This window comes from Brevundimonas sp. CURTG3B2_SDJG (genome assembly GCF_057364705.1).
In genome coordinates, this window is sequence record NZ_JBNFOJ010000102.1 from 1 (window position 1) to 9768 (window position 9768).

Annotated in this window: 8 protein-coding genes and 1 pseudogene; all 9 read right to left on the reverse strand. The window is 67.9% G+C overall.

The window, feature by feature from the left end; translation table 11 throughout:
• The coding region (locus tag AC2W7C_RS08615) for a PAS domain-containing protein (RefSeq protein ID WP_486001064.1) at positions 1-1540 on the reverse strand (1540 nt) is incomplete at its 3' end.
• Between the two features lie 266 nt (positions 1541-1806).
• Positions 1807-3169, reverse strand: a pseudogene (locus tag AC2W7C_RS08620) (glutamate--cysteine ligase).
• 204 nt (positions 3170-3373) lie between these two features.
• Positions 3374-4093: a 16S rRNA (uracil(1498)-N(3))-methyltransferase gene (locus AC2W7C_RS08625; RefSeq protein ID WP_486001065.1), complete on the reverse strand. Its 720-nt coding sequence runs from the start codon at positions 4091-4093 to the stop codon at positions 3374-3376.
• Between the two features lie 55 nt (positions 4094-4148).
• Positions 4149-4433: a GIY-YIG nuclease family protein gene (locus AC2W7C_RS08630; RefSeq protein ID WP_486001066.1), complete on the reverse strand. Its 285-nt coding sequence runs from the start codon at positions 4431-4433 to the stop codon at positions 4149-4151.
• Between the two features lie 67 nt (positions 4434-4500).
• Positions 4501-5664, reverse strand: a complete 1164-nt coding sequence (locus AC2W7C_RS08635) for an acyl-CoA dehydrogenase family protein (RefSeq protein WP_486001067.1) — start codon at positions 5662-5664, stop codon at positions 4501-4503.
• 205 nt (positions 5665-5869) lie between these two features.
• Positions 5870-7654: an acyl-CoA dehydrogenase C-terminal domain-containing protein gene (locus AC2W7C_RS08640; RefSeq protein WP_486001068.1), complete on the reverse strand. Its 1785-nt coding sequence runs from the start codon at positions 7652-7654 to the stop codon at positions 5870-5872.
• A gap of 5 nt (positions 7655-7659) precedes the next feature.
• Positions 7660-8148 (reverse strand): MerR family transcriptional regulator, encoded by a 489-nt coding sequence (locus AC2W7C_RS08645; protein WP_486001069.1) that lies wholly within the window; start codon positions 8146-8148, stop codon positions 7660-7662.
• 113 nt (positions 8149-8261) lie between these two features.
• The gene (locus AC2W7C_RS08650) at positions 8262-8684 is read right to left on the reverse strand and encodes a DoxX family protein (RefSeq protein WP_486001070.1); all 423 of its coding nucleotides are present in this window, start codon (positions 8682-8684) and stop codon (positions 8262-8264) included.
• 256 nt (positions 8685-8940) lie between these two features.
• Positions 8941-9768: TraB/GumN family protein (locus AC2W7C_RS08655; protein ID WP_486001071.1), on the reverse strand; the 828-nt coding region annotated here is incomplete at its 5' end.

Below are 9768 nucleotides of genomic sequence, written 5' to 3' on the forward strand. Positions count from 1 at the left end.
GATGCAGCGCCTCGGCCCGGTGCTCGACCATGGCGTTGGCGCTGAGCATGACCACCGGCGTCCGGGGGCGGTCTGGGCGGGCGCCCTCGAGCGCGCGAATGGCCCGGGTGGCGGTCAGGCCGTCCATGACCGGCATCTGCATGTCCATCAGCACGACGTCGAAGGCGTCGGCCTCGAACGCGTCGAGGGCCAGGGCGCCGTCGGCGGCGACGACGACCTCGGCGCCCTGCGACCCCAGGATCAGCTGGACCACCCGCTGGTTGGTGGGATGATCCTCGGCGAGCAGGACCCGCAGGGGACGACCGCCCCAGGGCAGGCCGGCCGAGCCGGCGGCGGGCTCGCGCGCATCGTAGTCGGCCAGGCTGGCGGCGCGGGGCAGCGGCAAGACGAAGCGGAACCGGCTGCCGGAACCCGGCGTGGACCGGGCCTCGATCACTCCATCCATCATCTCGACCAGGGACCGGCATATCGACAGGCCCAGGCCCGTGCCGCCGAACCGCCGGGTGATGGTGCTGTCGGCCTGGTTGAAGCGATCGAACAGGCGCGCGGCGTGACCGGCGTCGAAGCCGACGCCGGTGTCCTCGACCGTGATCGCCAAGCGGTGGCGCGTCCCGCCGTCCGGATCGTCGGGCCAGGCCTCGATGCGGACGGTGACGCCGCCCTGGGCGGTGAATTTGACCGCGTTGGACAGCAGGTTGCCCAGGATCTGGCGGATGCGCGTGCTGTCCCCGACGAAGACGCCGCGCGCGTCGTCCGTGCGCAGGACATGGAAGGCCAGGCCCTTGTCCTCGGCGCGGGCGCGCATGACGCCCAGCGGCTCGAGCGCTTCCTCCAGGTCGAACGGGCGCTGCTCGAGGTCCAGCTGGCCGGCCTCGATCTTGGAGACGTCCAGAATGTCGGAGACCAGGCGTTCCAGGGTGACGCCGGAGCCCCGGATCAGGGCGACCATCTCGGCCTGCTCGGGGCTGAGCGGGGTGCGCGAAAGGGCGTCGACGATGCCGATCACCCCGTTCAGGGGCGTGCGGATCTCGTGGCTCATATTGGCCAGGAAGTCGGACTTGGCGACGTTGGCGGCCTCGGCGGCAGCCTTGGCCTCGATCAGCGCCTGCTCCGCGGCGACCCGGTCGGTGACGTCGCGGGCGACGGCGTAGATCCGGTCGTGGAAACGCTGGGCGCGCCACTCCAGGGTGCGGTAGCTTCCGTCCCGGTGCCGATAGCGGTTGATCATGCCCAGGACGGGATCGCCCGGACGGCGGTTCTCGACCTCCTGCACACTGCGCTGGGTGGCGGGCATGTCGTCCGGATGCACCAGGTCGAGCAGCCGCATTCCACGCATGGCCTCGGGCTCATAACCCATGACGGTCAGCCACGAGCGGCTGACCTTGGCCACCCGGCCATCCAGTTCGCGGATGACCAGCAGGTCCAGCGAGACCTCGAAGAAGGTCGAGAGCTCGGCGCCGGCGGCCTCGCTCGCCGCTGGCTGGCGGACGGGGGCACCCAGGGGTTTGTCGTCCGGTTCGGCCAGCGCGGTGCAGCTCATTGGATCGAGGGTCCGTCGTCACCAGGAGAGTCTGGCTAGGCTCAACATCCTTAAGGGCGGATTGCGATCCTATTGCGTTGCCGCGAGCTCCAGCATCTCTGGATTCAGAGTTGTCGTGAACTCGAACGGGTCATTGAGTGCCGCGACTTGAGAGAACCTCACTCGCATCGATCGGAAAGTATCGGATCGCTCCGGCCCAAAGAATTTATAGAGAACCGGTGGCGCTTTTTCCTTCGAGGTTAACCACGACAGGAGACGGCCCATTTTCAGTAGGCGAAGTCGCGGTACATCCGGCTGAGGTCGCCCTTCCATTCGCCGTGGTACAGGTCCAGCAGCCGTTCGGCCGGGGTGACGCCGCTGTCGGCGATGTCCTCCAGTTCGGACAGATAGCCGCGCTCGTCGACCATGCCGCCCGAGAAGCGGGCCCGGTTCTTCAGGCCCTGGCGGGCGATGTCGACCATGTCCCTGGCGATGTCCTGGACGGTGCGGCCCGCGACCTCGGCCTTCAGGCCCAGGCGGGTGACGTCGCGGCGCAGGCGCTCGTGGTCCTCGACCGCCCAGTCCTTGACCAGGTCCCAGGCCGCGGCCAGCGACGGGGCGTCGTAGAGCACGCCGGCCCACAGCGCCCTGCAGCGCGCAGATGCGGCTCCACGGGGCCGCCGTCGGCGCCGCGCATCTCCAGATAGGCCTTCAGCCGGACCTCGGGGAAGAGGGTGGTCAGGTGATCGTTCCAGTCCTTCAGGGTCGCCCGGTCGCCGGGCAGGGCGTCCAGCTTCCCCTCCATGAAGGCGCGGAACGACTGGCCCGACAGGTCGACGTAGCGGCCCTCGCGCTTGGCGAAATACATCGGCACGTCCAGTGCGTAGTCGGCGTACCGGTCGAAGCCGAAGCCGTCCTGGAAGACGAAGTCCAGCATGCCGGTCCGGTCCGGGTCGGTGTCGGTCCAGACGTTGGCGCGGGCGGTCAGGAAGCCGTTCGTCCGGCCCTCGGTGAACGGGCTGTTGGCGAACAGGGCGGTGGCGATCGGCTGCAGCGCCAGGGATGCGCGGAACTTGGCGACCATGTCGGCCTCGGACTCGAAGTCCAGGTTCGACTGGATGGTGCAGGTGCGCAGCATCATGTCGAGACCCAGGTTCCCCTTCTTGGGCATGTAGGCGCGCATGATGTCGTAGCGGCCCTTGGGCATCACGGGCACTTCCTCCCGCCGCCACATCGGGTCGAAGCCCGCGCCCAGGAAGCCGAGGCCCAGCTGGTCGGCGACCTGCTTGACCTCCATCAGGTGGCGGCCGGTCTCGTCGCAGATCTCGTGCACGTCCTTCAGCGGCGCGCCGCTGAGTTCGAACTGGCCGCCGGGCTCCAGACTGATCGAGGAGGTCAGGCCGTCCGGCGTGGACCGCTCCAGGGCGATGACATGATCGCCCTCGTAGACCCGTTCCCAGCCGAACCGGGTCAGGCCTTCCAGCATGGCCAGGATGCCGGAGGGGCCGTCGTAGGCCGGGCGGCGCAGGTCGACCGGTCGAAACCGAACTTCTCGTGCTCGGCGCCGATGCGCCACTGGTCCCGGGGCTTCATTCCCTTCGACATGGCCCCGATCAGGGCGTCGCGAGTCAGCGGTGCGTGGTCGGCCATGCGGATCTGTAACCCCTCTTGTCGCGGCTAGATGGGCGACCGGACCGCGACGCTCAAGGGCCAAGTCGCTCGGTCGTCGCCATCGGTCCGGCGTGGCCGGATGTGCACTCGGAATTTTTCGAGTGCACATAGTGCACAATTGGACCGCGGGAGCGCTCATGACCCGCGCAGTGTGGACTCATGCCACGACAGAATCGGTCGTAGTCAGCGCGCCCAGTCCCCGATGGCGGCCTGCCACAGGGTCAGGGCCGTCGTCGCGGCGGTGTCGGCCCGCAAGATCCGGGGGCCCAGGGATACGGCGGTGGCGAAAGGCAGGGCGCGAAGGCGGGCGCCTTCCTCGCGCGTGAAGCCCCCTTCCGGCCCGATCAGGATCGCCCACGGTCCTTCGCCCGCGGCGCGCAGCGCGGGGATGGCCGGCGCGCCGCCGGTCTCGTCGCAGAACATCAGGCGACGTGAGACGTCCCAATCGTTCAGCAGGGCGTCCAGCTTGACCGGCGCGTCCACCGCCGGCACGTCCAGCCGGCCGGTCTGCTCGGCGCTCTCCTCGGCGATGGCGTCCAGCCGGTCCAGGCGCAGATGCTGCGGCTGGGTGCGGGCAGTGGTCACTAGGCGGATGCGCGCGACGCCCAGTTCGGTCGCCTTCTCCACGGCGAACTCCAGGGCGGACTTCTTGACCACGGCGATCAGCAAGTGGACGTCGGGGGGCGCGACCTGGCCGCGGACCTTTTCCTCGGCGCGCAGGACCGCGCCTTTCTTCAGCACCTCGGCGATCGTGCACCGCCACTCGCCGTCCCGGCCGTTGAAGACCAGCAGGTCGTCGCCGGTCTTCAGCCGCATGACCTGGGTCAGGTAGCGCGACTGGTCGAGGCTCGGGGCGAGGGCCGCGCCGGGGGCGAGGGGCTGGGGGATGTGGAGGCGGATCATGGGGCAACCTATCAAATCCGCTCATCCCCGCGGAAGCGGGGACCCAGTGAGAGCATCATCTGAAATCTTCGAACAGATCGCGCCATCCGGGGTTGGCTCGCTCGATCAGTTCGAGCTTCCACACCCGGTTCCATTTCTTGATCTGCCGTTCGCGTCTGAATGCGGCGTCTCGGGTCGGGTGGCGCTCATACCAGACGAGAATGTCGCAGCCGTATTTGGCGGTGAAGCCGGCGAAGCGGCCGCTCCGGTGCTGAAGGGCGCGGGTCATCACCGAGTCCGTGGAGCCCGTGTACAGGGTTCCATTCCGTCGGCTGGCGACGATGTAGGTGAAGAAGTCCATGTCCGCGTTTTCCCCAAAGCACTGGGTCCCCGCTTTCGCGGGGATGAGCGGATAGGTTGTATATCGCCTACAGCGTCCGCGCGATCAGCAGCTTCATGATCTCGTTGGTGCCGCCGTAGATGCGCTGGACGCGGGCGTCCTTGTACAGCTGGGCGATCGGGTATTCGGTCATGTAGCCGTAGCCGCCGTGCAGCTGCAGCATCTCGTCGATGACCTCGCCCTGAATGTCGGTGACCCAGTATTTGGCCATCGAGGCGGTGGCGGCGTCGAGCTGACCCTTCAGGTGCAGGCCCATGCAGTGGTCGACGAAGACCTTGGCCACCGTCAGCTTGGTCTTGACCTCGGCCAGCTTGAACTGGGTGTTCTGGAAGTCGATCACCCGCTTGCCGAAGGCCTTGCGCTCCTTGACGTAGGCCAGGGTCTCGCGAAGGCCGCGCTCGGCGGCGGCGACGCCCTGGATGGCGATGTTCAGCCGCTCCTGAGGCAGCTGCTGCATCAGTTGGATGAAGCCCTGGCCCTCGCCGCCGCCGATGATGTTCTCGCCCGGAACCTTCACGTCGTTGAAGAAGAGCTCGGAGGTGTCGTTGGCCTCCATGCCGATCTTGTGCAGATTGCGGCCGCGCTCGAAGCCTTCCGCGCCATCGGTCTCGACGACGATCAGGCTGGTGCCCTTGGCGCCCTCCGAGGGATCGGTCTTGGCGACGACGATGATGAAATTCGCAAGCTGGCCGTTGGTGATGAAGGTCTTGGAGCCGTTGACTACGTACTGGTTCCCCTCCTTGCGGGCGGTGGTCTTCACGCCCTGGAGGTCAGAGCCCGCGCCCGGCTCGGTCATGGCGATGGCGCCGACCAGTTCGCCGGTCTGAAGGCGCGGCAGCCAGCGCCGCTTCTGCTCCTCTGTGCCGTAGTGCCAGATGTAGGGCATGACGATCGCGTTGTGCAGCGAGATGCCGAAGTGGTCCGCGCCCTTCCAGCCCAGCTGGCGCATCAGCACGACCTCGTGCCGGTAGTCGCCGCCCATGCCGCCGTCTTCCTCGGGCATGGACAGGCCCAGCAGGCCCGCCTCGCCGGCGTCGTTCCACAGCTGGCGGGGCACCGAGCTGTCGGCGATCCACTGCTGGAACTTCTCGGGCGGCGCGTGCTCGTCGATCCACTTGCCGACGCTGTCGGAGAAGAGGGTGATCTCTTCTTCCTGCATGAACTCGGGTTCGGGGACGTTGAGGACGTTCATGGGAACTCACAGCATCTCCCCTCCCTCGCCAGGGAGGGTGGCCGCGCGCGGCCGGGTGGGAGGGGCTGGGGTGACGGGGGACGCGACGTCTTCCGCGCCGCCCCCACCCGGTCGCTTCGCGACCACCCTCCCCCGAGGGGGAGGGAGAAACTCAGCCCATGACTGGCGATGTCACGTCACGGCAGTCAAGCGCGCCGGCGATCCGTCAGAACGCCTCCGCCGGCACGCTCATCAGCACGTCGGCGCCGGTCTTCAGCTTGGCCAGATGCGCGCCGGCGTCGGGCAGGATGCGCTCGACGAAGTAGCGGCCGGTGGCGATCTTGTTGGCGTAGAACGGGTCGGTCGAGCCGGCGTCGATGGCCTTCTGCGACGCGATCGCCATCTGAGCCCAGACGTAGGACAGGGCGGTCAGACCGAAGATGTTCAGATAGTCGGTCGAGGCGGCGCCGGCGTTGTCCGGATTGGCCATGCCGTTCTGCATCAGCCACATGGTGGCCTCCTGAAGCTTCTTCTTGGCGTCGGCGACGCCGTCGATGAAGGGCTTCAGCGTCTCGTTCCCCGCGTGCTCGGCGGTGAAGGCGTCGATCTCGCCGAACCAGGTCATGATCGCCCGGCCGCCGTTGGCCGGCAGCTTGCGGCCGACCAGGTCCAGGGCCTGGATGCCGTTGGCGCCCTCGTAGATCATGGTGATGCGGGCGTCGCGCAGGTACTGCGAGGCCGGGAAGTGCTCGGTGTAGCCCGAGCCGCCGTGCACCTGCATGGACAGGCTGGCGGCATGGAAGCCCTTGTCGGTCAGATAGGCCTTCAGCACCGGGGTGATCAGGCCCATGTAGTCGCGCGCCTTGGTGGCGGTCGCCTCGTCGTCGGACTTCTGCAGATCGGCTTGCAAGGCGGTCCACAGGATGAAGGCCTGGCCGCCTTCGACGAAGGCCTTGGCCTCCAGCAGCATGCGGCGGACGTCCGGGTGGACGATGATCGGGTCGGCGGGGCCGTCGGGGTTCTTGGGTCCGGTCAGCGAGCGGCCCTGCAGACGGTCCTTGGCGAACTCCGCGGCGGCCTGGTAGGCGGCCGTGCCGATCGACAGGCCCTGCAGGCCGGTGCCCAGGCGGGCCTCGTTCATCATGACGAACATCGCCGCCATGCCCTTGTTCTCCTGGCCGACCAGCCAGCCCTTGGCGTTCTCGTAGGCCATGACGCAGGTGGCGTTGCCGTGGATGCCCATCTTGTGCTCCAGGCCCGCGCAGCCGACGCCCTCGTTGCGTTCGCCGACGCCGCCGTCCTCGGTGACGAAATGCTTGGGCACCACGAACAGGCTGATGCCCTTGATGCCGGTCGGCGCGCCCTCGATGCGGGCCAGGACCAGGTGGACGATGTTGTCGGTGAAGTCGTGCTCGCCCGACGAGATCCAGATCTTCTGCCCGGTGATCGAATAGCTGCCGTCGCCGTTCGGGACCGCCTTGGTGCGGATCAGGCCCAGGTCGGTGCCGCACTGCGGCTCGGTCAGGTTCATGGTGCCGCCCCACTCGCCGGTGGCAAGCTTCGGGCAGTAGATCGCCTTCAGTTCTTCCGAGGCGTTGGCGTTCAGCGCCTCGTAACAGCCGTGGGTCAGGCCGGGGTACATCGAGAAGGCGGCCGAGGCGCCGGCGGTCATCTGGCCGAAGGCCATGCTGACGATGGCGGGCATGCCCTGGCCGCCGTGCTCGGGGTCCGAGCCCAGGCCGGGCCAGCCGGCGGCGACCATCTGCTGGTAGGCGTCCTTCCACCCGGTCGGGCCGGTGACCTTGCCGGCGTCCCACTTGCAGCCCTCGACGTCGCCGACCTTGTTCAGGGGGGCGATGACCTCTTCGGAGAACTTGGCGCCTTCCTCAAGGATCTGGCCGACCAGGTCGGACGTCACGTCCGCGAAGCCGGTCTGATTGGAATAGCGGTCGATCTCCAGCACCTCGTTCAGGATGAACGTCAGGTCGCGGACGGGGGCTTTGTACGCCATGCGGCTCAGGCTCTCGCTTTGAAGGGCTGGTGATGGTGGTGGTCGGTGTTCAGACGCGCCTTCATCAAGGACGCGTATTCCTCGGCGCCGGGCAGGAGGTCGGGGCGATGCTCGCCCAGCTTCTCCTCCATCCACTGACAGGCCTCCTCGGCCGTCTCGATGGCGCCTTCGATGTCTTCGAGCTGCTGTTTCAGCGCCGCGATCTGGGCGCGGTGCTGGCGGAGCGCCACGGCCATCTGGTGGGCGTTGTGGTCCTTGCGGTCGTAGAGATCCAGCATCGACTGGATCTCCTGCAGCGAAAAGCCGATGCGCCGGCCGCGCAGGATCAGCTTCAAGCGGGCGCGGTCGCGGGCGTCGTAGACGCGGGTCTGGCCCTTGCGGGCGGGGTTCAGCAGGCCCTTGTCCTCATAGAACCGCAGGGCGCGGGCCGTCGCCCCGAACTCGCGGCAGAGCTGGCGGATCGAATAGGTGCGATGATCGTCGGCGGTCGCCATGCGGAATGCATAGACCGAACTTGACGTGCACGTAAAGGGAAGCTTTTGCGCCGGACACGAAAACGGCCGCGAAGGCGAACCTTCGCGGCGTCGTTCGTCCGGGGAGGGGCCGGTTAGCGGACTTCGCGCGACCGGAACCAGAGCACCGGGGCCGTCATCGCGATCAGGACGAGGTTGGTGGTCGCCGGGCCCGTGTCCATGCCGGTCGCGTGGATCGCCAGCATCGCCGTCTCGAGCGCCAGCAGGCCGGCGGCGGCGACGACCAGCAGCGGCCGGCCGTGCTTCCACGACACCAGCGGGGCCAGGACCAGGACGGCCAGCACGATCTCGGCGAGGCCGAGGCCGCGCACGAAACTCTCGCTGACCAGGGCCGGCCAGCGCATCAGATCGACCAGGTTGGCCAGGGGCTCGGTCAGCTTGGCGTAGCCGGCCGCGATGAAGAACATCGCGATCCACCCCTGGAGGGTCCAGAGGGTCAGATTGCGGTAGCTCGCGTTGAGCCGCGAGCGGGCGGGGGTGAGGACCTGAGAAGTCATCTGTTTTTCCGACGTCCGGGGAGGGAACGTTCTTCTTGGTATCTGTAACAGTCGCGAGATCGGAACGCGGTTCGGTTTGCGCAAGGGCAGGCGCGGGCCCGAAACCATCCGTGATCGCCTTCTTGCCCCGACTACGGGGCCGAAGCGTGGCCGTAGTCCTAAAACGCCGTAATGCGGGGCCGTCTGGCGGTCCCGATCCTTCTACCGCCACCCTGCTGCCAACAGACTGTCAGCAGCAGGGCGAGGGATGATTTCGTCAGCGGCGGATGGTCCGGATTCCCCTGCTGGCCAGCAGGGCCTGGACGCTGTCGTCCCCGACCAGGTGAGCGCCGCCGACGGCGACGAACGCCGTGCCGGAGCCCTTCAGCAAGGCTTCGATCTGGTTCGCCCAATCCGCATTGCGGCGCGACAGGAAGACCTGATGGACTTCCTCGGAGATGCCGCGGCCGGTTTCATGGGAGAACGTCTCCATGGCCTGGACGTCGCCCGCGATCCAGCCGGCGACCAGGGCGTCCAGCTGCGCAGGCGCGGACTGAGCGTTCGCCAGGTAGTGGCGCAGGTAGGCCTTCTGGCCTTCGTCGCTCATCCGGGCCAGGCCGCCGACCTGCTGGTCCAGGGTCTCGAACCCCTTGATCGCCTTGCCGGCGGCGAGGGCGCGACTGCGCAGGTTCATCTCGACGCCGACGGTCGTGTCGAAGCCGGCCTGGGTCAGCGGGGTCACGCCGATCATCAAGGCCGCGAACCAGGGGCGCAGCGGATCGACCTGGGCGGCGGTCATGCCCATCGGCTGGACAGCGCGGTCCAGGGCGGCCTTCTCATCGGCGGTCAGCCAGCGGGACAGGGGTTGATCGGGCGAAACGCCATACTGCTGAATGATGGGCCCCAGGGCGGCCTGGTTGTCCGGGTCGACGACCTCGAACCAGACTTCCGAGGCGCTGTCGAAGGCCGCGTCGACCTGGTCCGATCCCCAGGCCGTGCCCGGCCGCAGCATGTGAACCGTGCCGAACAGATAGACGGTCGAATCCGCGTCGCGGATCACCCAGAGGGGCGGGCCGTCGCCCGCGGCTCGCGGGGCCGGCGCGGC